This is a genomic window from Actinomadura oligospora ATCC 43269 (genome assembly GCF_000518265.1).
GTDB lineage: Bacteria > Actinomycetota > Actinomycetes > Streptosporangiales > Streptosporangiaceae > Spirillospora > Spirillospora oligospora.
Map to the genome: position 1 here is coordinate 876,924 of NZ_JADG01000003.1, position 23,359 is coordinate 900,282.

Annotated in this window: 23 protein-coding genes; 11 read left to right on the forward strand and 12 right to left on the reverse strand. The window is 72.7% G+C overall.

Annotated features, from left to right (window positions below; genetic code table 11):
• Positions 1–10: 10 nt before the first annotated feature.
• Positions 11–1,585, forward strand: a complete 1,575-nt coding sequence (gene murJ, locus P696_RS0103415) for a murein biosynthesis integral membrane protein MurJ (RefSeq protein WP_084336713.1) — start codon at positions 11–13, stop codon at positions 1,583–1,585.
• A gap of 45 nt (positions 1,586–1,630) precedes the next feature.
• Entirely contained in the window at positions 1,631–2,083 is a 453-nt protein-coding gene (locus P696_RS0103420; RefSeq protein WP_026411227.1) for a DUF6221 family protein, read from the forward strand.
• Between the two features lie 4 nt (positions 2,084–2,087).
• Here P696_RS0103420 and P696_RS0103425 read toward each other — a convergent pair whose 3' ends face one another.
• Both P696_RS0103425 and P696_RS0103430 read right to left on the reverse strand, forming a co-directional pair.
• Entirely contained in the window at positions 2,088–2,846 is a 759-nt protein-coding gene (locus P696_RS0103425) for a hypothetical protein (protein ID WP_157429491.1), read from the reverse strand.
• Between the two features lie 63 nt (positions 2,847–2,909).
• Positions 2,910–3,542 (reverse strand): helix-turn-helix domain-containing protein, encoded by a 633-nt coding sequence (locus P696_RS0103430; RefSeq protein ID WP_051466711.1) that lies wholly within the window; start codon positions 3,540–3,542, stop codon positions 2,910–2,912.
• An 89-nt stretch (positions 3,543–3,631) separates the two neighbouring features.
• Between P696_RS0103430 and P696_RS43005 the strand changes: the two genes are divergently transcribed.
• Positions 3,632–4,648, forward strand: coding sequence for an NAD(P)/FAD-dependent oxidoreductase (locus P696_RS43005; RefSeq protein WP_034482793.1), 1,017 nt, complete (start codon positions 3,632–3,634; stop codon positions 4,646–4,648).
• A gap of 4 nt (positions 4,649–4,652) precedes the next feature.
• Here P696_RS43005 and P696_RS0103440 read toward each other — a convergent pair whose 3' ends face one another.
• Together P696_RS0103440 and P696_RS0103445 are read right to left on the reverse strand one after the other, a co-directional pair.
• On the reverse strand, positions 4,653–5,078 hold the full coding sequence (locus tag P696_RS0103440) for a nucleoside deaminase (RefSeq protein WP_026411230.1): 426 nt from the start codon (positions 5,076–5,078) through the stop codon (positions 4,653–4,655).
• Positions 5,075–5,920, reverse strand: coding sequence for an LLM class flavin-dependent oxidoreductase (locus tag P696_RS0103445; protein WP_026411231.1), 846 nt, complete (start codon positions 5,918–5,920; stop codon positions 5,075–5,077). Before P696_RS0103445 ends, P696_RS0103440 begins: the two co-directional genes overlap by 4 nt.
• A gap of 94 nt (positions 5,921–6,014) precedes the next feature.
• On the opposite strand from P696_RS0103445, the gene P696_RS43010 reads away from it, so the two are divergent.
• Positions 6,015–6,506: an Lrp/AsnC family transcriptional regulator gene (locus P696_RS43010; RefSeq protein ID WP_051466714.1), complete on the forward strand. Its 492-nt coding sequence runs from the start codon at positions 6,015–6,017 to the stop codon at positions 6,504–6,506.
• A gap of 35 nt (positions 6,507–6,541) precedes the next feature.
• Positions 6,542–8,932, forward strand: a complete 2,391-nt coding sequence (locus P696_RS0103455; RefSeq protein WP_026411232.1) for an ATP-binding cassette domain-containing protein — start codon at positions 6,542–6,544, stop codon at positions 8,930–8,932.
• Between the two features lie 75 nt (positions 8,933–9,007).
• On the opposite strand, the gene P696_RS43015 is transcribed toward P696_RS0103455, so the two are convergent.
• Positions 9,008–10,480, reverse strand: a complete 1,473-nt coding sequence (locus P696_RS43015; protein WP_084336813.1) for an MFS transporter — start codon at positions 10,478–10,480, stop codon at positions 9,008–9,010.
• 55 nt (positions 10,481–10,535) lie between these two features.
• On the opposite strand from P696_RS43015, the gene P696_RS0103465 reads away from it, so the two are divergent.
• Positions 10,536–11,165 carry a TetR/AcrR family transcriptional regulator gene (locus P696_RS0103465; RefSeq protein ID WP_026411233.1) on the forward strand — a complete coding sequence of 210 codons (630 nt, stop codon included), beginning with the start codon at positions 10,536–10,538 and terminating at the stop codon, positions 11,163–11,165.
• A 467-nt stretch (positions 11,166–11,632) separates the two neighbouring features.
• Here P696_RS0103465 and P696_RS0103475 read toward each other — a convergent pair whose 3' ends face one another.
• The 3 genes from P696_RS0103475 to P696_RS0103485 all read right to left on the reverse strand — a co-directional run bounded on the left by P696_RS0103475 (position 11,633) and on the right by P696_RS0103485 (position 14,490).
• Positions 11,633–12,376, reverse strand: coding sequence for an SDR family NAD(P)-dependent oxidoreductase (locus tag P696_RS0103475; protein ID WP_026411234.1), 744 nt, complete (start codon positions 12,374–12,376; stop codon positions 11,633–11,635).
• A 325-nt stretch (positions 12,377–12,701) separates the two neighbouring features.
• Positions 12,702–13,772 carry a tyrosine-type recombinase/integrase gene (locus tag P696_RS0103480; protein ID WP_051466716.1) on the reverse strand — a complete coding sequence of 357 codons (1,071 nt, stop codon included), beginning with the start codon at positions 13,770–13,772 and terminating at the stop codon, positions 12,702–12,704.
• A gap of 28 nt (positions 13,773–13,800) precedes the next feature.
• Positions 13,801–14,490 (reverse strand): TioE family transcriptional regulator, encoded by a 690-nt coding sequence (locus P696_RS0103485; protein ID WP_026411236.1) that lies wholly within the window; start codon positions 14,488–14,490, stop codon positions 13,801–13,803.
• A gap of 76 nt (positions 14,491–14,566) precedes the next feature.
• Here P696_RS0103485 and P696_RS0103490 point away from each other — a divergent pair, with 76 nt between their 5' ends.
• Positions 14,567–15,751: an erythromycin esterase family protein gene (locus P696_RS0103490; RefSeq protein ID WP_026411237.1), complete on the forward strand. Its 1,185-nt coding sequence runs from the start codon at positions 14,567–14,569 to the stop codon at positions 15,749–15,751.
• A gap of 53 nt (positions 15,752–15,804) precedes the next feature.
• Here P696_RS0103490 and P696_RS0103495 read toward each other — a convergent pair whose 3' ends face one another.
• A complete protein-coding gene (locus P696_RS0103495) occupies positions 15,805–16,818 on the reverse strand; it encodes an aldo/keto reductase (protein WP_026411238.1) in 1,014 nt (337 codons plus the stop codon).
• Between the two features lie 125 nt (positions 16,819–16,943).
• Here P696_RS0103495 and P696_RS0103500 point away from each other — a divergent pair, with 125 nt between their 5' ends.
• Complete coding sequence (locus P696_RS0103500; protein WP_026411239.1) at positions 16,944–17,558, forward strand: TetR/AcrR family transcriptional regulator; 615 nt, start codon at positions 16,944–16,946, stop codon at positions 17,556–17,558.
• 38 nt (positions 17,559–17,596) lie between these two features.
• On the opposite strand, the gene P696_RS0103505 is transcribed toward P696_RS0103500, so the two are convergent.
• On the reverse strand, positions 17,597–18,481 hold the full coding sequence (locus tag P696_RS0103505) for a LysR family transcriptional regulator (RefSeq protein ID WP_026411240.1): 885 nt from the start codon (positions 18,479–18,481) through the stop codon (positions 17,597–17,599).
• 80 nt (positions 18,482–18,561) lie between these two features.
• On the opposite strand from P696_RS0103505, the gene P696_RS57255 reads away from it, so the two are divergent.
• Positions 18,562–18,795, forward strand: coding sequence for a hypothetical protein (locus P696_RS57255; RefSeq protein WP_051466717.1), 234 nt, complete (start codon positions 18,562–18,564; stop codon positions 18,793–18,795).
• A gap of 15 nt (positions 18,796–18,810) precedes the next feature.
• Positions 18,811–19,725 (forward strand): NHL repeat-containing protein, encoded by a 915-nt coding sequence (locus tag P696_RS0103515; RefSeq protein WP_026411241.1) that lies wholly within the window; start codon positions 18,811–18,813, stop codon positions 19,723–19,725.
• Between the two features lie 12 nt (positions 19,726–19,737).
• Here the strand turns inward: P696_RS0103515 and P696_RS51990 are convergent, their stop codons facing one another.
• Together P696_RS51990 and P696_RS0103525 are read right to left on the reverse strand one after the other, a co-directional pair.
• Positions 19,738–20,979 carry an SMI1/KNR4 family protein gene (locus P696_RS51990; protein ID WP_026411242.1) on the reverse strand — a complete coding sequence of 414 codons (1,242 nt, stop codon included), beginning with the start codon at positions 20,977–20,979 and terminating at the stop codon, positions 19,738–19,740.
• A 47-nt stretch (positions 20,980–21,026) separates the two neighbouring features.
• On the reverse strand, positions 21,027–22,262 hold the full coding sequence (locus tag P696_RS0103525; protein WP_051466719.1) for an MFS transporter: 1,236 nt from the start codon (positions 22,260–22,262) through the stop codon (positions 21,027–21,029).
• Positions 22,263–22,335: 73 nt separating this feature from the next.
• Between P696_RS0103525 and P696_RS0103530 the strand changes: the two genes are divergently transcribed.
• A complete protein-coding gene (locus P696_RS0103530) occupies positions 22,336–23,286 on the forward strand; it encodes an ArsR/SmtB family transcription factor (RefSeq protein WP_026411244.1) in 951 nt (316 codons plus the stop codon).
• The last annotated feature ends 73 nt before the right edge of the window (positions 23,287–23,359 follow it).

Genomic DNA, 23,359 nt, shown 5'->3' on the forward strand with positions numbered 1-23,359 from the left:
GGCCCGATCGATGAGCGAACTGCTGCGCGCCGGGCGTGCCATGGCGGTCGCGACCGCCGTGTCGCGGATCACCGGGTTCGTCCGCACCCTGGTGCTGGTCGCCGCGCTCGGCCTCGGAACCCGGCTGCTGGACGCCTACACCGCCGCGAACGTCACCCCGAACACGATCTACGAGCTGGTGATGGGCGGCGCGGTCGCCAGCGTCGTCGTCCCGCTGCTGGTCCGGCAGGCGTCCCGGCCGGACGCCGACCTGTTCGCCCAGCGGCTGCTGTCGCTGGTGGTGTACGGGCTGGGCGCGGTCGTGATCGTGACCGTGGTCGCCGCGCCCCTGATCGTGGACGCGACCGTGTCGAGTTTCCCGCCGCCCGAACGGCACCTGGCGGTGCTGTTCACCCGGTTCTTCATGCCCCAGATCCTCTTCTACGGCGTCAGCGCGACGCTCGCGGCCGTGCTGACCGCGCGCGGGCGGCTCACCGCGCCGATGTGGGCGCCGGTCGCCAACAACCTCGTCGTGATCGCGACCGGGCTGGCGTTCGTCCTGGTCGGCGGCACCGGGCGCGTCGAGACGCTCAGCACCGCGCAGACGCTGCTGCTGTCGATCGGCACCAGCGCCGGGGTGGCCGCGCAGATGACCGTCCTGGCGTTCGCCGGGCGCAGGGCCGGATTCCGGCTGCGGCTGCACGCCGACCCACGCGGCATCGGCGTCCGGCGCATCGCGGCCATGGCGGGCTGGACGATCGCGTCCGTCGCCGCCGCGCAGGCCGTGTTCGTGGTGTCCTCGCGGCTCGCCACGCACGCCGGGACGGGCATGCTCGCCGTCTACAGCAACGCCTCCGCCATGTTCCAGCTCCCCTACGGGGTCGTCGCCGTCACCGTGATCACCGGCGTGCTGCCGCGGATGAGCCGCGCCGCCGGACGCCGCGACCTCGAGGGCGTCACCGCCGACCTGTCCCACGGCCTGCGGATCACCGGCGTCGCCCTCGCCCCGGTCGCGGCGGCGCTGATCGTGCTCGGCCCGGCGCTGACGACCCTGGTGTTCGCGCACGGCCACACCTCGCCGGACGCGGCCCGGCTGACCGGGCAGACCCTCGCCGCCTACGGGTTTGCGCTCGTCCCGTTCGCCGGGTACCAGATCATGCTGCGCGCGTTCTACGCCCTCGGCGACACCCGCACGCCCGCGCTGATCAGCGTCGGCGTCTCGGCCGTCACGGTCACCGCCGTTCTGGTGGTGTCCCGGTTCACCGGCGGCGCGCGACTGGTGGTCGCGCTGGCGGCCTGCGCCGTCGTCGCCTACACGGTCGGCATGCTGGTCACGGCGCTGATGCTGCGGCACCGGCTGGGCCGGGTGGACGGCCGCCGCCTGCTCGACACCCACCTGCGCACCCTGGCCGCCGCGACCGTCGCCGGACTGGCCGCCGCCGGCGTCGCCCACACCGTGGACGGGTCGTTCGGCGCCGGGACGGGCAACGCCGCCGCGGTCGTCCTCGCCGCGTCCGCCGCCGGAGGCGTGCTGTACGCGCTGGTCGCGCGGATCCTCGGCGTGGCGGAACTGCGCGTTCTGACCTCGGCGCTACGGCCCGCCTGACCGGTACGGGTGCGTTTTGTCCGGCCGGGGCTGCACAATGGCCGGGTGGACGAGCTGGTGGAGTTCCTGCGGGCCCGGATCGCCAAGGACGAGCAGATCGCGCGCGCCGGGTCGGGCGCGGCGTGGCGGCCGTCCCCGCCGGGCTCGGTCAGCATCAACGCCCCCGCCGAAAAGCGTGGCGCCGACGACCGTCCGGCGGACGGCCGTGCGGCGGACGGCGCGGGATCGAGCGGCCCGGGACGGCCGGGCTTCGTCGCGCAGGCCGAGAACGAGGGTTACGCCGAGCACATCGCCCGCCACCACCCCGCCCGCGCGCTGCGCGACGCGGCCGCCAAGCGCCTGATCCTCGACGAGTACGTGAAGGCCGAGTGGCTGCTGTCCAGCGGGCATCGCGGCGAGGCCGCGGAGGCCGCCCAGGCCGTCCGGCTCACCACGCTGCGCGCCCTCGCGTCCGCGTACGCCGACCACCCCGCCTACCGGCAGGAATGGCGCGCCTGAGCCCTCACAACCGGTCGACCACGCGCACCCTCGGTGGGAGCAGGCGGCGCGGCTCGGTGGGGAGGGTGTCGCGGGCGCGGTTCCTGATGGTGATCAGCTCCTCGTCCCAGCGGGCCTCCCGCAGTTCCGCGTCCGTCATGCTCAGGCCGTCGGGCTGCTGTCCGATGGCGGCGAGGTGTCCGAGGTGGCCCCAGGCGAGCCGTTCGACCTTCCAGGCCGGCCAGGCCGCCTCCACCCGCGCGGCGAGCCCCGGTGAGACGGTGTCGGCGGTCCAGTAGCGCAGGCGACGGGTGGGCAGATCGATGACCGCGCCGTCGGTCACGGCGTCCTCGGCGGCCAGGGGAAAGGGCGCGCCGGCGGCCAGGGTCCCGGGCAGCGATTCCCCCTGGTGCGCCAGCAACGGGACGATCGTGTCGGACAGTTGCCAGTGCGTGAGAGTCGCGTCGGCGCCGATGACGCTGACGAGGCAGGTCGCGTGGGCGAGGGCGTCGGCGATCAGCTCGTCGTGGCGGACCGTGATCTGGCGGGCGTCCGCGTCCCACCCGACGAACCAGTGGTCGCGCGAGGCCAGGTCCAAGGCGATGCCGTGGCAGGCCCGTGCCGTGTTCGGGGCTCCATCGATGGGTCTGCCGTCGGCCAGGACCCTCTCCACGAGGTCGGCGCGGTCGTCGGCGTCCGCGAGGTGCCACCGGCCGTACTTCTCGTACGACTCCCAGTGGGAGCCGTCGTCCAAACGGACGAGATAGGCGGTCCAACATCCCATCCGCGAACAGTACTCATCGGGTCCACCAAGTGATCGAGTACATGTACTCGGTTCAGGCTCCGATCAGGTCGTGCCGCCGGGACGGCGTGATCTCGGGGCGGCGCGCAGGTGGACGCGTTCGCCCTGGCGGCCGAACAAGCTGAGCAGTTCGACCGGCTCACCGTTCACCGGGCCGAACCAGTGCGGCAGCCGGGTGTCGAACTCGGCGGCCTCGCCCGGCGACAGTTCCAGGTCGTGGTCGCCGACGATCAGCCGGAGCCGCCCGGACAGCACGTACAGCCACTCGTAGCCCTCGTGCGTCACCGGGTTCGGCTCGCTGCGCGCGTCCCCCGGCAGGATCGTCTTCCACGCCTGCAGCGGCCCGGGATGCCGGGTCAGGGGGATCACCGTCCGGTCGCCGCCGTCGCGCGGTGTCAGCCGGACGCGCGGGTCGCCGACCTCGGGCGCGCCGACCATCTCGTCCAGCGGTACCTGGTAGACCTGCGCGAGCGGCAGCAGCAGCTCCAGGCTGGGCCTGCGCTGGCCCGACTCCAGCCGGGACAGGGTGCTCTTGGAGATCCCGGTCGCCTCGGCGAGCGCGCCGAGCGTGATGCCGTGTTCGGCGCGCAGCTTCCGCAGTCGCGGCCCGACCTCGGTCAGGGCCCGGTCGATCGCGGACGACGGATCGTCCGGGACGGTCTCGTGGTGGTGCTCCATGCCCCCATTCCACCCGACGCGTCCCGGAAACAGCAACAGCGGTTGCCGGTCTCATCTCGCCGGACGCACCCTGGCGGCGGAGGTGACCCATGAACGAGAACACCCACGACGTGGTGATCGTCGGCGGCGGCGCGGCAGGGCTGAGCGCCGGGCTGGTGCTGGCGCGCGCCCGCCGCCGCATCGCGATCCTGGACGGCGGAGCCCCGCGCAACGCGCCCGCCGCCCACATGCACGGCTTCCTGTCCCGGGACGGCATGCCCCCGGCGGCCCTGCTCGAGGCGGGCCGCGCCGAACTCGCCCGATACGGCGTCGAGCCGATCGCCGCCCGCGTGGACGACATCACCCGCGAGGACGGACCCGACCTCGCCTTCACCGTCCGCTTGACCGGCGGCGCGACCCTGCGCACCCGCCGCGTCCTGGTGGCGACCGGCCTGCGCGACGACCTGCCCGAGCTGCCCGGCCTGCGCGAACGATGGGGCAAGGACGTCCTGCACTGCCCCTACTGCCACGGCTACGAGGTCCGCGACCGGCCGATCGGCGTGCTGGCCACCGGCCCGATGGCCGTCCACCAGACGCTGCTCATCCGGCAGTGGTCCCCGGACGTCACCTTGTTCAGCCACGATCAGGAGATCTCCCCGGACGACCGCGAGCGCCTCGCCGCGCACGGCATCACCCTCGCGGAAGGCCAGGTCAAGCGGATCGTCGCCGACGAGGACGGCCTCCAGGGCGTCGAGATGGCCGACGGATCCGTCGTGGAGCGCGGCGCCCTGCTCGTCCAGAGCACCATGATCCCCAACGACGCGCTGCTCACCGGCCTCGGCTGCGCCCGCGAGGACGGCCTGGTGCCGACCGACGGCATGGGCCGCACCGCCGTCCCCGGCGTGTCCGCGGCGGGCAACGTGGTGAACGCCCACGCGCAGGTGATCATGGCCGCGGCGGAGGGCTCGGCGGCGGCCATGGCGCTGAACGCCGACCTGGTCGAGGAGGACGTCCAGCGGGCCGTCGACCGCGACCGCGTCACCGCGCGGCGCGCGGCCGGGTTCGACGCGGCCGTCGAGGCGCTGATCACCGAGACGGTCCTGGGCGACCGCAGGCACGGCCTGTGACGGCTCAGGTGTAGTAGCCGTCGACCGCGGCGCGGGCCTCCTCGTGAAGGGCCGGACCGTCCTGCCGGACGCGGGGCCACCCGCCGTTCGGGGGGAGCTCGTCGTGCTGCTCGCTGGACAGCGCGTACACGACGCGTCCCAGGCCCGAACGGTCGATCGCGCCGGTGCACATGGCGCACGGCTGGCAGCTGGTGAACATCGTCGTCGCGGCGGCGGTCGCCGAGTCCAGTTCGCGGGCCGCCCACCGGGCCAGCTTCAGTTCGGGATGGGCGCTGATGTCCCGGTCGGCGCGCACGGTGTTGTGCGCCTCGATGAGGATGACGCCGTCCCGGTCCGCGAGCAGCGAGCCGTAGGGCGCGTGCCCGTCCGCGCGGGACCGGACGGCGATCTCGACGGCCCGCCGCAGCAGGCGTTCGTCGTCGGGGGTCACGTGAGCTCCTCTCGAAGGGCGGCCACGGTGGCCAGGTCCCGCCAGGCGTTCTCGGGGCGCAGGGTCTCGTCCGGGTGGGCGAGGAACGGGTCGAGCAGGACGCTTTCGGCGCCCATCCGGCGCAGCCGCTCCAGGTCGGCGAGCACCTGCTCGATCGTCCCCTCGCCCGCGCGGCGCTCGCCGGTGAGCGGCTCGTCGGTGAGGCGCAGCAGCATGCGGGGCGCGAGGGACGGGACGGGGCGGCCCTCGCGTTCGGCGATCCGGCCGAGCCGTCCGACCGCCTCGTCCAGCCAGGGCAGGGTGAACCGCAGCGGGTGCCAGGCGTCGCCGTACAGGACGGCGCGGCGCATCGCGGCGTCGCTGTGCCCGCCCACCCAGACCGGGATCGGCCCGCCCTGGTAGTCGTCGGGATGTTCCTGCCAGGCGGCGCGGACCTCCCGGAGCAGGTCGCCGGTGAGCTCGCCGCGCCGCTCGAACGGGACGCCGAGCGCCTCGAACTCCTCCCGGGCCCAGCCCGCGCCCACGCCGAGGACGAGCCGTCCGCCGCTGAGCCGGTTCAGGTTGGCGGCCATGCGGGCGACCAGCAGCGGATGCCGGTACGGCGCGACGAGCACGGTCGTGCCCAGCCGGATCCGGCGGGTGACGCCCGCGAGCCACGACAGCGTGGTGAACGGCTCGTAGAACGGCGCTGGATACTGCCGGGCCACGTCCGGCGTGATCACGACGTGGTCGGAGACCATCAGCAGGTCGTAGCCGAGGCCCTCGACGGTCTGCGCCCACGCGGCCAGCCTGTCCGGGTCCGTGCCGGGTCCGAAGTTCGGAACGTTGACTCCCAAAATCACGGGGGCAACGCTATCCAGCCGATCCGGCCCCGCTGAAGGGACTCCTCCCGGCATCAGGAGGTGTCAGCCGTGGAATCGACGGTACTTTGGCGCGGTGACCGAGAATCTCGACGCGACCGACCGGGCGATCCTCGCCGAGCTGCAGCGGGACGGCCGCATGCCGCTCACCGAACTGGGACGGCGGGTCAGCCTCAGCGCGTCCGCCACCACCGAACGGGTCCGGCGGCTGGAGGAGACCGGCGTGATCACCGGCTACCACGCCCGCGTCGACCTGGCCAAGGCGGGCCTGCCGGTCCTCGCCGTCGTCCGGCTGAAGTACCCCGGCAACCGGCACGGCCCGCTGCACGACCTCCTCCGTGAGCGCGGGGAGATCCTGGAGTGCCTGCGCACCACCGGCGAGGACTGCTACGTCCTGAAGATCGCCGCGACCTCCATGGGGCACCTGGAGCGGGTCATGGACGAGCTTCTCGAACTCGGCTCGACCACCACCAACCTCGTCTACAGCGAGCCCCTCTCCTATCGCGGCCTGCCTCCGGGCGCGGTCGGCGACACGGCGGCGGCCGAATCCGTCGGTGGCGCCCGGTAGCGTGTGCGGCCCCACCCGCACCCGACGGAGAGACGATGAGCAAGGGCACAGAACCGGACGTCCAGCAGACCATGCCTCACGCGGCCGACGGCCACGCGCTGATCCGCGTGGTCGGAGCCCGCGAGAACAACCTCAAGGACGTCACCGTCGAGCTGCCCAAGCGGCGGCTCACGGTGTTCACCGGCGTGTCCGGCTCGGGCAAGAGCTCCCTGGTGTTCAGCACGATCGCGGCCGAGTCGCAGCGCCTGATCAACGAGACCTACAGCGCGTTCGTGCAGGGCTTCATGCCGTCGCTGGCCCGGCCCGAGGTGGACGTCCTGGAGGGCCTCACCACCGCGATCATCGTCGACCAGCAGCGGATGGGCGCCGACCCGCGCTCCACCGTCGGCACGGCCACCGACGCCAACGCGATGCTGCGCATCCTGTTCAGCCGTCTCGGGACGCCGCACATCGGCTCGCCGCAGGCGTTCTCCTTCAACGTCCCCTCGATCAGCGGCGCGGGCGCGGTCACCGTCGAGCGGGGCGACAAGCCGGTGAAGGAGAAGCGCAGCTTCAGCGTCACCGGCGGCATGTGCCCGCGCTGCGAGGGCCGCGGCTCGGTCTCCGACCTCGACCTCACGCAGCTGTTCGACGACTCCAGGTCGCTGTCCGAGGGCGCGATGACGATCCCCGGGTACAAGGCGGGCGGCTGGAACCACCGGCTGTACGCCTCGTCCGGATTCTTCGACCCGGACAAGCCGATCCGGACGTTCACGAAGGCCGAGCTCGACGACTTCCTGTACCGCGAGCCGACGCGGATGAAGATCGAGGGCATCAACATGACCTACGAGGGTCTGGTGCCGCGCATCCAGAAGTCGATGCTCGCCAAGGACAAGGAGGGCATGCAGCCCCACATCCGCGAGTTCGTGGACCGGGCCGTCACCTTCACCGCCTGCCCCGACTGCGGCGGCACCCGCCTGGCCGCGCCCGCCCGCTCGTCCAAGATCGCCGGGATCAGCATCGCCGACGCCTGCGCGATGCAGATCAGCGACCTGGCCGCGTGGGTCCGCGCCCTGGACGAGCCGTCGGTCGGGCCCCTGCTCGGCTCGCTCCAGCAGACCCTCGACTCGTTCGTGGAGATCGGCCTCGGCTACCTGTCGCTCGACCGGCCCGCGGGCACCCTGTCGGGCGGCGAGGCGCAGCGCGTCAAGATGATCCGCCACCTCGGGTCCTCGCTCACCGACGTCACCTACGTCTTCGACGAGCCGACCGTCGGCCTGCACCCGCACGACATCCGCCGCATGAACGACCTGCTCCTGCGCCTGCGCGACAAGGGCAACACCGTCCTGGTCGTCGAGCACAAGCCCGAGACCATCGAGATCGCCGACCACGTCGTCGACCTCGGCCCCGGCGCGGGCACCGGCGGCGGCACCGTCTGCTTCGAGGGCACCGTCGCGGGCCTGCGCGCCAGCGGCACCGTCACCGGACGCCACCTGGACGACCGCGCCGTCCTCAAGGACACCGTGCGCGAGCCGACCGGAGCGCTGGAGATCCGCGGCGCGAACGCCCACAACCTCCAGGACGTCGACGTCGACGTCCCGCTCGGCGTGCTGACCGTCATCACCGGCGTCGCGGGCTCCGGCAAGAGCTCGCTGGTGCACGGGTCGATCCCGGCCGACGCGGGCGTGGTGTCGGTCGACCAGACCGCGATCCGCGGCTCGCGGCGCTCCAACCCGGCCACCTACACCGGCCTGCTCGAGCCGATCCGCAAGGCGTTCGCCAAGGCCAACGGCGTCAAGCCCGCCCTGTTCTCGGCGAACTCCGAAGGCGCCTGCCCCACCTGCAACGGCGCGGGCGTCATCTACACCGACCTGGCGATGATGGCGGGCGTCGCGACCGTCTGCGAGGAGTGCGACGGCAAGCGGTTCCAGGCGTCGGTCCTGGAGTACCGCCTCGGCGGACGCGACATCAGCGAGGTCCTGGCGATGCCCGTGACCGAGGCCGAGGAGTTCTTCGGCTCCGGCGACGCCCGCATCCCCGCCGCGCACGCGATCCTCCAGCGGCTCGTCGACGTCGGCCTCGGCTACCTCACCATCGGCCAGCCGCTCACCACGCTGTCCGGCGGCGAGCGGCAGCGGCTGAAGCTCGCCACCCACATGGCCGACAAGGGCGGCGTCTACGTCCTGGACGAGCCGACCACCGGCCTGCACCTCGCCGACGTCGAACAACTGCTCGGCCTGCTCGACCGGCTCGTCGACTCCGGCAAGTCGGTCATCGTCATCGAGCACCACCAGGCCGTCATGGCGCACGCCGACTGGATCATCGACCTCGGCCCCGGTGCCGGGCACGACGGTGGCCGCGTCGTCTTCGAGGGCACCCCCGCCGACCTGGTCGCCGCCCGCTCCACCCTCACCGCCCAACACCTCGCCGACTACATCGGCGCCTGACCACGGGAAGGGGCGGGCGCCGAAGCCGGACGACCGCCGGGCGGCGGGTGCCGCGCCGCGCGGGTCCTCCCGCGGTCAGGCTGATGACCTGCCGGTCGCGGGACGGAGCCGGTGGGAGACGAGCATTCCGCCGACGGCGAGCAGGCCGGTCAGGACGAACACGCTCAGCAGAGCGGCTCGCAGGGAGGTGCCGTGGTTCTCGCTGAGCGCGACGGCCCCGCCGCCGAGTCCGGCGATCACGGCGGTGGCGAAGGTCTGGGCGAGCTGGAGAGCGCCGCTCGCCTCACCTTGCCGTTCGGTCGGGGCCTGCCCCAGGGTCTCGGTGGTGGACGCGTTGAAGGCGATGCCCATCCCCAGTCCCCCGACGGCCCACCCGATCACGGCGGTCCACGACGGCAGCGCGGTGGACAGTGTCGTGAGCGCGGTCAGCACGACTCCCGCGAGGAGCACGGCGAAGCCGCCGACGGTGGCGGCGACGCGCCCGGCGCCGCCGGCGTCGCGCCTGGCCTGGAGGGCGGACCCGGCGACCCAGGTGATCGCCCCGGCCGACAGGCCGAGCCCCGCCGTGGTGGCGCCCATTCCGCGCAGGTCCTGGAGCCCGAGCGGAAGGAACGCCTCGGTGCCGAAGTAGGTCCCGCACAGCAGGGCGCGGATGGTGACACCGGCCCCGACGCCCGGCCGGGCGTTGAGCGTGCCCTCCGGCGTCACCCAACGCAGCGCGGGCACCATGACGGCGACGCCGGCGATGGCCAGGACGAGCAGGACGGCGGCGTTTCTCAGCAGCAGGGCCTGGAGAAGGAGGCCGGTCCCGGCGGTGAGCAGAACGGAACCGCTCAGGGGGCGCTTCCACCACGGAAGGGCGGTGACGGGGATGTCCGTGCCGTTCGGACGGCGCAGCGCGCGCAGCGCGGGCAGCGTGAGCGCCGCCGCGACAACGATGATCGGCAGGATGACCAGGAACACCGACCGCCACGTGGTGTGGTCGGCCAGGGTGCCGGTGATGGCCGGGCCGACGAGCGAGGGAACCGTCCACGCCGACGACAGCAGGGCGTACATCCGGGCCCGCAGGTGTTCGGGATAGGCCAGGCCGATCACGGTGTAGGCCGTGGCCATCACGGCGCCCACCCCCAACCCCTGGCAGAAACGGCCGACCAGGAAGAGCGCCCAGGTGGGAGCGGCGGCTGCCATCACGCAGCCGACGGCCAGGACCAGCGTCCCCCAGGCCATCGGGCGCCACGGGCCGCGACGGTCGGCGACCCGCCCCGCGAGCACGGTGCCGATGATGTTGGCCAGCATCAGCGCGGACAGTCCCCAGCCGTAGGCGCCGAGGCCGTCGAGGTCGTCGGCGATACCGGGCAGCACGGTCGCCACCCCCAGTGACTCGAAGGCGACGACGCCGACCGACAGCAGGACGCCGAGGGTGAGCGCGCGATAGGCGCCACCGAAGACGCCGTCGCCGGTGTGGGCCTCCGCCGCCGGGGCGGAGGGGGGCCGTTCAGGGGCATGGTCGGCGGTGTCGTCCACGGGTTCGCCGTAGCTGCGGGCCATGTCGGACTCCATTACGTTTCGTTCCGGATCGGAATGTAATACATATAATCCGATCATGGCCCAGACGACAAGGGGAGCCTCGACCGGCGGCGCCGGGAGACCCCGTGACCCACGCATCGACGACGCGGTCCTCCGGGCGGTCATCGAGATCCTCAACGAGGTCGGCTACGGCGGCCTCACGATGGAGGGGGCCGCCGCCCGCGCCGGAACCAGCAAGCCCGCCATCCGCCGCCGCTGGCGCTCACGCCAGCACCTCGTGGTGGGAGCGCTGGCCGCCACGATCGGCACCGCGCCGACGCCGGACACCGGCTGCACCCACTGCGACCTCGTCGCCGGCATCAGCACCCTCAGCGACGCCTTCGCCACCACCGTCGGCCGCAGGGCGCTGCCGGCGCTCGTCGCCGACCTCGCCGACGATCCCGAGCTGGAGAGGGAGTTCCTGGACGCCTTCTTCAACCCCCGCCGGGCGACCACCGCCGAGGCGCTACGCCGCGGCATCGACCGCGGCGACATCCGGCCCGACGCCGACATCGACCTCCTGCTGGACATGCTCGCCTCGACCACCTACTACCGCGTGCTCTTCGGACACCTGCCCATCACGCCCGACCTCGCCGAGTCCGTCATCTCGGTGATCATGGCCGGTGTCGCCACCGACCACTGGCGGAGCACCCACGCGGCGGAGTAGGCGGCTGCCGCGCGGACGGTTCAGGGGCGGGCGACGATGAGCGCGATGCTGTTCGCGGTGCTGGCGGTCGCCGCGCAGCTGGACCGTGTCGGCCCGGATGGGATCATCACGCGGCAGAACTGTGATGGGTCACTCCGGCGAGGGCAGACAAGCTGCTCATCAAGCCAGCAGGTGGGCCAGGGGCAGGGGGAAGATCTGGCCGGGCATTAGCGCTTAGCGCCGATCCGCAGGTCGACAGGGTTTTTTCTCGGTCAGGCTGATCGGGCGGATGGGACGTTCTGGCCTGGCAGGAGGTGACCCAGGAGCGGTCCGGATGGCGGCGCGGCTGACTCCGTGGGCGCGTGCCCATGCTGCGATCGAGGCTCCTTGTTCGATCGCGGCACGGGCACCCAGCGCGTAACTCGTGCTCGAAGGGATTCGGGGCGCAGCGGCCCCATGATGCGTCCGGCTCGCGGGCCGGCCGCTGGTCAGATCGTCAGGCCACCGGAGACACGTAGGTTCTGGCCCGTGACCCATTGTGCGTCGGGCCCGGCCAGGAACGCGACGACGTTGGCGATGTCCTCCGGACGTCCCAGCCGCTGCAGTGGCGTCAGGGACACGGTGTGCTTGATGGCCTGCTCCAGATGCTCCCCGGCCGCGGCGCGCATCATGTCCGTCTCGGTGGCACCAGGGGTCACGCTGTTGACGGTGATGCCCCTGGGACCGAACTCGTGGGCGGCGACGGCGGTGATCGACTCCAGCGCCGCCTTGCTGGCGAAGTACAGGGCCAGACCCGGCACCGCGCCGGACGAGGAGATGTTGATGATCCGTCCCCCCTCGCCGAGCCTTTCGGCGGCGGCCTGGACGACGAAGAACGGCCCCTTGGTGTTGACGGCCATCACCTCGTCGAAGTCGCTCTCGGTGGCGTCGCAGATGTTCCCCATCGGATTGATCGCAGCGTTGTTGACCACCACGTCCAAACCGGCGAGGTTCCGGTCGACCTCACCGAACAGGTGCTTCAGGTCTTCCAGGCGTCCCTGATCCGCCCGGACGGCGATCGCCCGGCCGCCGAAGGCCGCCACCTCGGCCACCACGTCCTCCGCCGCCGCCTGGTCGCGAACGAAGCTGAAGACCACCGCCGCGCCCTCACGGGCCAGCCTCACCACGATCGCGCGCCCGATCCCCCGCGACCCGCCGGTCACCAGTGCCGACTTGTTCTCCAACGTCCCCACGCCAACTCCTTACCATCGGCGACTCCCCTGATCGGAGCGCCTCACAGCAGGAGGTCGTAGCAACAAGCCCGGTCTTGACATCCGCACCGAAAAGGATCGAGAAAGTGGAGGCGCCCCGGCCTCCAAGTCGGAGGCCGGGGCCAGGGCGCCCCTCAGGTGGTTGGTCCAGCCGCAGGTCACGCTGGCCCTGAGGGGCTGATGGTGAGTCGCAGGCGGTGGAGCGGACGGTCCAGGAGACGTCGCCCTCGATGTGTCGCCTCCGTCGGCGCTGGCGCCGCCGATGGTGACGCTGAAGGCGCGGTGGGCGTACACGGGGTCCGGGCCTTCAGGTGCCGGTCGGGCGCGTGGAGGGGGCGACGAGGGCGGCGAGGTGGTAGGCCGGGGAGCGGTCCAGGGCGTCGCGGTCGCGGTCGTAGCGGCGGGTCGTGCGCGGGTCGGCGTGTCCGGCGAAGTCCTGGACGACGTGCAGCGGACGGCCCTCGCCGAGAGCGATCGTGATCGCCGAGTGGCGGAAGGAGTGCGGGCTGATGACGAAGTCGACGCCGCACTCCCCCGCGATCCGGTTGACCAGCTTCCACACGTAGGACTGGACGAGCGTCCGGCCCGTCCGGCTGACGAAGAGGGGGCCGGAGCCGGGACGGCCGCGTTCGGCGAGGTAGCGGTCGAGCGCGGCGACGGCGGGCGGCGGCAGCGCGAACCGCTTGCTCTGGCCGCCCTTGACCACCACGTCCAGGACGCGGTGGCCGCTGTCCTCGCTCAGGTCCTCGATCCGCGCGGAGAGCAGCGAGCCGATGCGTCCGGCGGTGGCGAACATCAGCCAGAGCAGGGCGTAGGTCCGGGCCGACTCGTGTTCGGCGGCGTGGGCGAGGACGTCGGTGACCTGCTGTTTGGACAGGCCGCGCGTCCGTGAGTGGCGGGTGTCCATGCGGGGACGTTCCGCGCCCTCGAACGGGTTGGCCGCCACGCACCCCTCGCGGACCAGGTACCGGTACCACGACGACACGGCCGCCACCCGCCGGTTCACGGTGGCGCGGGCGAGGCCGGACGCGACCAGGTCGGCGACGTACAGGTCGGCGTCCATGGGCGCGGGCGCCTGGGCGGCTTCGGCGGCGCGGGCGGTGCACCACCACACCCACCAGCCGACGTCCCGCAGGTAGGCGGCCTGGGTGTGCGCGGACGAGCGTCGTCCGGACACCAGCCACACGCCCGTGGCGCGCAGCGCCGACTCGTCCATTCCGGCGGCGCGCATCAGGCTGGCCAGTTCCCCGGCCGCGCGCGCGGGCGGGGTGCCGCGCAGCGCGCGTTCGGGGGCCCGTGGGACGTCCAGAGCCGTCCCGCGCTCGGCAGCAAGTCCCGTTCCGGTGTTGGTATCGAGGTCAGCCCGCGTCTCCGCCACGGCCGAAGCTTAGAACCTTCCGGGCGGATCAGTCGTTCAGGTAGGCGTCGAGTGCGGCGGCGCCCGTCAGCATCGCGCGTCCGCGCGCCGTCAGCCGTGCGTGCCATTCACGCATGGTCGGCTGGAGCGCCTCGGGGCCTCCCGCCGTCCGCATCTGCTCCAGGACCTGCGCGATCTGGTCGAGTCCGTGCCCGCCACGCCGCAGCTGGTGGGCCATCAGCACGTCGCGGACGTCGGCGGAACCGTAGACGCGGTAGCCGGTCTTGGGATCCCGGTCCGGGACGACCAGCCCCGCCTGTTCCCACTTGCGCAGCGTCGCCGGACGGATGCCGAGCCTGCGCGCCAGCGGCCCGATGAACGTCCCGCCCCGCGCGGGTTCCTCGGCGTCCGGCAGCGTGAGGTCGTGCAGGGCCCGTTCGACGGCCTCCAGCGTGCGGCGGTCGCCCGCCAGCTCGGCGTGGCTCTCGTCGATCAGCCGGAGCGCCGCCTCGACCGCGCCGTCGTTCACCGCCCGCATGATCGCGGTCGCCGTCGCGTGGCCGTGCGCGGGGACGAGCGCCAGGAACGCCCGCAGCGCCGCCGCGTGCCGCGGTGCATAGACGCGGTAGCCGCTCGGCGAGCGCTCGGCGGGCGGCAGGACGCCCGCCTCCTCGTAGTTGCGCACCGCCTGCGTGGACAGGCCGTGCTCCCGAGCCAGGTCGACAGGACGCAACCCCATTTGAGACTTCACCCTCTGAACGAGCGACTGGAAGCACCAAAGTTTACATCGAAGGTTCAACGATACAGTTGAAGGTATGACGGCATCGATCCGGGACGCCGCGCGTCCCTTCACCGGAGAGTCCCTCGCCTCGCTCCTGCCCGCGACCATCCGCGTGCTCGGCCTCGGCGAGCCCACGCACGGCGCCGAGGCGTTCCTGGACCTGCGCAACGAGTTCTTCCGTCACCTCGTCGAGCAGGAGGGCTACCGCTCGATCACGATCGAGAGCGACGGCGTCGCGGCCCTGATCGCCGACGCCTATGTCGCGGGCGGCCTCGGCACGCTGGACGAGGCGGTGGAGCGCGGCTTCAGCCACGACTTCGGCGCCTTCGCGGGAAACCGCGAACTGCTGCGCTGGATGCGCGCTTACAACGAGGAACGTCCGCCGGACGAGCGGGTGCGCTTCTACGGCCTGGAGGCTCCGCTCGAGACGGCCTTCGCCGCCAGCCCGCGCGGGGCGCTGACCGAGCTGCACGACTACCTCGCCGCCCACCTCGGTGTGCCGCTGACCCGCGCCTCCCTGGACGGCCTGCTCGGCGCGGACGACCCCTGGACGAACCCCGCCGTGATGATGGATCCCACGCAGTCCATCGGCCGGACGCCCGAGGCCCGCGAACTGCGGCTGGTCGCCGACGACCTGCGCACGCTGCTCGCCATGAACGCCCCGGGCCTGATCACCGCCACGTCCCACGACGACTGGTGGCGCGCCGACCTGCACGGACGCGCCGCGACCGGTCTGCTGCGCTACCACGCGGCCATGGCCGACACCACGCCCGCGCGCGTCAGCACGCTCCTGGCCGTGCGCGACGCGATCATGGCCGAGAACCTCGACGCGATCGTCCGCCGCGAGGAGCGGCGCGGTCGCACCCTCATGTTCGCCCACAACTCACACCTGCAGCGCGACCGCAGCCGCATGGGCTGGGGCGACCAGACGGTCGAGTGGTGGAGCGCCGGGGCCCTCGCCGGTGCCCACCTCGGCGACCGGTACGCGGTGGTGGCCGCCAACTTCGGCACGCGCGGCTCTGACGTCCCCGCACCCGACAGCCTGGAGGGGATGCTGTCGGACCTGCCCGACGCCCGCAGCGTCATCGACCCGGCGCGTCTCGCCGAGGTCCTCGACCGCAAGCCGGAGCCGCGCGTCCCCGCCGACTACACCTATGCCGCGCTCGACCCGTCCACGCTCGATCGGGTCGACGCCATCGTGTTCATCCGGGAGATCTGACCTGCCAGGCGTCGCGGCCCGCCCGGCGGGGTGGGCCGCGACGCCGAGGCCGGTCAGCGGCGGCGCAGGGACGCGTCGACCAGGGACGGGCGGGTGTCGACCTTCTCGTGGGCGGCCAGGTCGACGCCCGGCGGGACGATCTCGTCGATCGCGTCGAGCACGTCCGGGGACAGGACGGTGTCGGCGGCGGCGAGCTGCGAGTGCAGGTGGTCGAGCGTCCGCGGGCCGATGATCGCGCTGGTCACGCCGGGGTGCGCGGTGACGAACCCGAGCGCGAGCTGGATCAGCGTCAGGCCCGCCTCGTCGGCGACCTTCGCGAGCCGCTCGACCGCGTCCAGCCGGACCTGGTTGGACGGCACCGACAGGTCGAACCGATCTGGCAGGACCGTCGAACGGTGCGTGGCGATCTCCCGGCCCGCGCGGACCGCCCCGGACAGCCAGCCCGACGCCAGCGGGCTCCACACCAGCACGCCCATCCCGTACTCCTCGGTGACCGGCAGGACGTCGGCCTCGATGCCGCGTTGCAGGATCGAGTAACTCGGCTGCTCGGTGACGTACCGTCCGAGCCGGGCCTCGCGCGCGGCCCACTGCGCCTGGACGATGCGGTAGGCGGGGAAGGTCGAGGAGCCGAAGTAGCGGATCTTCCCGGCCCGCTGCAGGTCGGTCAGCGCCGACAGGGTCTCCTCGTCGCTGGTGGACGGGTCCCAGCGGTGGATCTGGTAGAGGTCGACGTGGTCGACGCCGAGGCGGCGCAGGCTGCTGTCCAGCTCGGTGACCAGCCAGCGCCGCGAGGCGCCCCGATGGTTGCGGTCGTCGTCCACCGGCAGCGCGGCCTTGGTCGCCAGGACGACGTCGTCCCGGCGGCCCGCGATGGCCTTGCCGACCATCGCCTCGGAGCCGGGGTAGAAGTCGGCGGTGTCGATGAGGTTGATCCCGGCGTCCAGCGCGGCGCCGACGATGGCGTCCGCCTCGTCCTGGCCGGTGGCGCCGATCCTGCCGAAGTTCATCGCGCCGAGCACCAGCGTGCTCACCTGGACTCCGGTGCGTCCGAGGGTGCGGTAGCGCATCGCGTGCTCCTTCGATGGAGGAATGACTTGGGTCCGCAGATCCGCTCTGGCATCATGGGGCGCAAGCGGAACCGTGTTCCGATTAATATACGGAACCATGTTCCGTTTAGCAACGGGAGGGTGCGATGACCGAGGAGCAGGACGGGGGCGGGCCCGGGAAGAGCGGCGAGCCCGGGAATGCCGCGCCGCGCAAGAGGGCCGACGCGCGACGCAACGAGCAGGCGCTGCTGGACGCCGCGGCGGCGGTGTTCGTGACCTCGGGGGTCGAGGCGCCCGTGCGCGACATCGCGTCCCGGGCGGGCGTCGGGGTCGCCACCATCTACCGCCACTTCCCCACGCGCGCGGACCTGATCACCGCCGTCTACCGGCACCAGGTCGAGGCCTGCGCCGAGGCCGGCAGGACCCTGCTGGCCGACGACGCCTCCCCCTATGACGCGCTGGGACGATGGGTCAACCAGTTCGTCGACTTCGTCGCCACCAAGCACGGCCTGGCCGCCGTCCTGCAGTCGGACGACCCGGCCTTCCAGTCCCTGCACGCCTACTTCGTCGACCGGCTCGTCCCCGTGTGCACCGACCTCCTCCGGGCCGCCGCCGACGCGGGCGAGATCCGCTCCGACATCGACGCCTACGAGCTCATGCGCGGCGTCGGCAACCTGTGCATCGGCGCGGAGGGCGACCCCCGCTACGACGCGCGCCGCCTGGTGGAACTCCTCGTCGCGGGCCTGCGCCGTACCCCCTAGCCCGTCCTTACCGGAACACGGTTTCGGAAAGGGGCGCGCTACTCGCCGTCCGTGGTCGGGACGCCGAGCTCGGCGAGGAAGGCCGTGGTGGCCGGGGACGGCGGGAATCGGCTCCACACGAGGTGCTCCATGCGCGTGGGGGCGTCACGGATCTGGAGAACGGCCAGGTCGGACAGTTCGGAGACGAACGACGCGGGCATCAGCCCGATGCCGAGGCCCCGCCGGATGAGCCGGGCCATGAAGTCCGCGGTCGAGATCTCGAAGGCGACCTCGCGCCGGACGCGCGCCGCCGTGAACGCCTCGTCCGACTGCGCCCGCGCGGCCGATCCCGGCGGGAAGTCGACGAACGGCTCGTCCGCCAGGTCGCGCAGGTCCACGCGGCCCCGGCCCGCGAGCGCGTGGTCGGACGCCACGACGGCGACGAGCTCGCCGCGCGCCAGCTCCCGTCCGTGCACGTCCTTCGGGTGCGCGCCCACCGGAATCCCGAGGAACGCGACGTCCAGGGTGCCGAGGCGCACGCGTTCGGCCAGTTCCTCGCTCGCGCCCGAGCGCAGGCTGATCCGCACCCGCGGATGGCGGGCGTGGAAGCGCTCCAGGACGCCGGGCAGGTCCACCGCCGTGACGGTCGGGATGGCGCCGATGGAGATCTGCCCGCGGACCTCCCCGGACGCCGCCGCCACCTCGGCCTTCGCGCGCTCCGCCGCGTCCAGGGACAGCCGCGCCGCGGGCAGGAACGCCTCACCGGCCGGGGTCAGCCGGACGCGGCGGCTCGTGCGGTCGAACAGCTTGGCGCCGAGCTCCCGTTCCAGCCGCGCGATCTGGTGGCTGAGCGCGGACTGCACGACCCTGCACTGCTCGGCGGCGCGGGTGAAGGTGCCCGTCTCGGCGACGGCGACGACGTAACGCATCTGCTGAAGCTCCACGAAGTCATCGTGGATCACGATCGATGTCGATGACAAACATGTGTTGGACTCATTGATCATCGCTGGCCCAGGCTGGACGCATGACGACGAGCTCCCACCCCGAGGGTGGCGGTCTTTCGCGCGGGCTGCTGGCGCTCATGGCGGTGGCGACCGGGCTGGCCGCCGCGGGCAACTACTTCGCGCAGCCGCTGCTGGACCTGATCGGCCGAGAGCTGGACCCGGACTCCTCGCAGGCGCCCCTGCTGGTCCTGGGCCGTCCCCCACGCGACGTCGCCGACTACGTCCGCGACCACGCCCCCGCCTTCTGCAACTGAAAGGACCACCGCATCATGCGACGCTCGACGATCTCGGCTCTCCTCGTCCTCGGTCTGCTCGGCGCGACGGCCGTCCCGGCCCAGGCCGCGGACACGGCACCGTTCCCCGCCGACATCCGACTTCCGGACGGATTCCAGCCCGAAGGCATCGCCACCGGGCCCGGCCCGTTCGCCTATGTCGGCTCGATGGCCGACGGCTCCATCTACCGCGCTGACCTGCGCACCGGCCGCGGCACCGTCTTCAGCAAGGGCCCCGGCACACCGTCCCTCGGCCTGAAGCTCGACAAGTACGGCCACCTGTTCGTCGCGGGCGGCACTGGCGGCGACGCCCGGATCATCGACACCCGCACTGGACGGACCCTCGCCACCTACCGACTCACCAGCGGCCCGGCGTTCGTCAACGACATCGCCATCACCGAAGGCGCGGCCTGGATCACCGACTCCACGAACCCCGTCCTGTACAAGCTGCCCCTGCGTGACGGGCGGCTGCCGGACAAGGCCGAGCGCATCCCGCTCACCGGCGACATCGAGTACGGCAGCGGCTTCAACGCCAACGGCATCACCCCCACCCCGGACGGCCGGGCACTGATCGTCGTCCAGTCCAACACCGGCGACCTGTTCCGCGTCGAGCGGACCGGCGCGACCCACCGCGTGAACCTGCACGGCGAATCCCTGAAGGAAGGCGACGGCCTGCTCCTCAGGGGCCGGACGCTCTACGCGGTGCAGAACAGGTACAACACGGTGACCGTCGTGCACCTGAACAAGGCCGGGACGGACGGCCGCGTCGTCAAGCGCGTCGGCTCGCCCCTGTTCGACGTCCCGGCGACCATCGCCGAGTTCGGATCCCGCCTCTACCTCCCCAACGCCCGCTTCGACACACCCCCGACCCCCACCACGCCCTACGACGTCACCGCCATCCCCCGCCCCTGACCGGTGAGCCCCTCACCTCTCGGTGGGCGGTTCACCATGGACGACCTTCCAGTTCGTCCGGTCCCTCGAGTCGGGATGGGGACGGTCCGGATGGACACCGACGACGGCGAGTGGCGGCAGATCGTCGAGTTCCGACAGTTCCCGCCACTGCTCCAGCGTCACTGCCAGGAACCGCAGGCCCTTCAGCCGGGCCACCGTCCGGAGGTCGGCGACGGAGGCCCCGGCGATGTCCAGCGCCCACAGGCTCGGCGACGCGCGCAGCGGGGCCAGGTCGACCGGCCGCGTGCAGGTGATCGACAGCGAACGCAGCTGTGGGTTCCGCGCGGGGCCGGTCAGGTCGGCGGACTCCACGTCCAGCCGCAGGTACTCCACCGGACGATCACCCGCTGGGGCCAGGTCGGGTGAACCCTCGCCCGACAGCGTCAGCGAGAGGACGTCGGGCAGCGCGCCCAGGAACGCGCAGTCCTCGACCTCGGTCACCCGCACCTCCTGCACGCGCGGCCCGGCCTGCTCCGCCTGCCCGGCCCGCTCGAGCGACGGCGGACCGTCGCTGTACACGCCATGCCCACCGGGCTCGTGCGGCAGGTCGGCTTCGATCCACAGGCTCCGGTCGTGCTGCCGGTGGTCGCCGCGTTCCAACGCCTCCACCAGGCGCCGCAGGAAGGTCGTCACCGAGTCCGCGACGTACGCCGGTCCGTCGCCGAAGTCGACCCCGACCGCGATGACCTGCCCGGGGCGGCCCTCCGGGCCCGGGTCCATGTCCAGGGCGAGCCAGTTCCCGCCGGTGTCGAACGCGAACCGGATCCATCCAGGACGCAGCGCGGAGCGCCGGACCGCGTTCGGGACACGGGCGTCGAAGAGCGTCCGGCGCCACGGCTCGTACTGCCACTCCTGCGAGATGTCGAGCCACTCGTCGTCCTCGTCGCCCAGGTCGGCGAGGGAGAACCACTCCCAGCGGTCGAACAGGGAGTTGATCTGGTGGCCCTCGCCGTCGGCGATGCCGTAGAGCGCCCGCAGGTCCGGGGGCAGGGCGAACCCGAGGTCCTCCTCGGCCTCGGCGATGTCCTCCTCGCTCGCGGGTCCGGGGAACTCGTCCTCGAAGCCGAGGATCTCCGCCGTCAGCTGCCGGTAGCGGTGGAAGAGCCGGACCGTCTCGTCCGGATCACCCGCGGGAACCGCCTTCTCCGGGCCGTCCTGCTCGTCACCCCGATCCGGCAGGACGAAGTCGTCGTCGATCACGTAGAGGTTCGCCATGCCGACGCAACCTAGCCCCCGCCCCCGACAACCCGGCCGTGCGGGCGTCAGGCGACCTCGGTCATTGAGGAGATTTGGCGGACCGGGGAGAAGAAGGCGATCAGCCAGCGGAAGGTGAGTCCGGCGGCTCCGAGCCAGAGGACGACGTGGACGCCGGCGTACTGGCCGACGAGGCCGCCGAGCGCGCCGCCCAGGGCGAGGGCGCCGGTGAGGAGGAAGCGGGTGGTGGCGTTCATGCGGCCGAGCATGGCATCCGGGGTGACGTGCTGGCGGAAGCTGACCAGCAGGACGTTGTCGACGCCCACCTTGAACAGGCTCACCGTCCAGCCGAGTCCCGCCACCCAGAGCAGCGGGCCGTGCTGGACGAGGGCCGCGAGCGGCGCGAAGGGGGCGACCGCGATTCCGGCGAGCCACAGAGCGCGGCCGACGCCGAGACGCCGGGCGAGGACGGGAGCGGCGACCGAGCCGAGGAACGCGCCCACGCCGCCCGCCGCGAGGAACAGGCCGAGGACCCCGGCGGGCAACCGCAGTTCGGTGGTGAACAGCACCAGGAACGCGACCTGGCACATCTGGATGCTGAGGTTGGTGAGCGCGCCCTCCAGCACCGCCGGACGCAGGATCGGATGGCCGAGGACGAACCGCAGCCCCTCCCCCATCCCGCCCCGCGCGGCGGGCCGGTCGGGCTCGGCGGGACGCAGGTTCCGCAGGAAGCATGCTGACCACACGTAGCCGACCGCGTCGGCCAGGACGGCGAAGGGCGCGCCGAGGGCCTGGACGACGAAGCCGCCGACGCCGCGTCCCGAGACGTCCGCGACGGTGCTGAGACCGGCGAGCGCGGAGTTGGCGGCCACCAGGCGGTCGCGTCCGACCAGGGCGGGCAGCAGGCTCAGGTGCGCGACGTCGAAGAAGACGGTCGCGACGCCGGTGAGCAGCGTCACCGCGTAGAGCTGCGGCAGGGTGAGCACGCCGAGCGCCCAGGCGGCCGGGACGGACCCGACCAGCGCGGCCCGGACGAGGTCGGCGACGACGAGGACGCGCCGCTTGCGCATCCGGTCGATCCAGGGCCCGGCCGGGAGCCCGACCAGAAGGAACGCGGCGGTGCTCAGCGCGGCGAGCAGCCCGACCTGGCCGGCTCCGGCGTGCAGGGCGGTCTGCGCGAGCAGCGGGACGGCGAGCGCGCCGAGCTGCGTACTGATCTTGGATGCGGCGGCCGCGGTGAACAGCAAACGGAAGTCCCGGTCGGCCAGGACGGGCCGCCGCACGTCGCGGGTGAGGGTCGTCATGCCCGGAACCTTCGCCGACGACCGCATTCGGCCTCGACGGATTTAGTCTGGACCGAATCCAGGAGGGATCCGCGTGCTCGAACTGACCTTCTCCGCCGACGACCTGGCCTTCACCCGGTTCGCCATCTCGCCGCTGTGGGAGACCGTGGCGGCCGTCCGGACGCTGAAGTACCCGGCCGAACACCCGCTGCACCGCCGGTGGGCCGAGACCGTCCGGCCACGGCTGGCCGCCGCCGGAACGCGCCTGGAACCGCTGTCGGAGCTGGTCGGACCCCGGCTGATCGCCGCGTTCGCGTGCCCGCCGCCGTCCTCGCCCTCTCCCGACCTGGAGCTGGAGCTCGCCGCCCTGCGCCTCCAGCCCCACGACCGGGTCGCCGCGGACCGCGAGGCCCTCGACCTCCCGCCTGACCCCGATCCGAAGGCCGGGCTCGACCGGCTCGCCGACACCGTCGCGGAGTTCTGGGACATCGCGCTCGCGCCCTACTGGCCACGCGTCCGGGCACTGCTGGACGGCGACATCCTTTACCGCGCGCGACTGCTCGCGTCCGGAGGCGCGCACCGCCTTTTCGCCGACCTCAGCCCAGGCGTCACGTGGATGGGCGACCAGCTGAACGTGCCCCGCCGCGCCCCCGGCACGGTTCCGCTGGACGGACGCGGGCTGCTGCTCGTCCCGTCCGTGTTCACCTGGCCCAAACTCTTCTCCCTGACCGCGCCGGGCTGGCAGCCGCTGCTCCGCTACCCGGCACGCGGCGTCGGGACGCTCTGGGAGCACACCGAGCGGGACGCTCCGGTCGCGCTCGCGAAGATCCTCGGCCGCTCCCGCGCGCACCTGCTCGTCCTCCTGGACGAACCGGCCGCCACCGGCGACCTCGCCCTCCGCGCCGGGCTCTCGGCGGGCGGCACGTCCCAGCACCTCACCGCGCTGCGCGACGCCGGGCTCGTCTCGGCGCACCGGACGGGCCGCTACGTCCTCTACGCGCGCACGGAGATCGCCGAGGCCCTCCTCGCCGCCCCGCACACCTGATGCCGCGTCCCGCGAGGGTGACGGCGCAAGATCACGATATCCACGGCGGCGCGGAGGGCGGATCACTAGGATC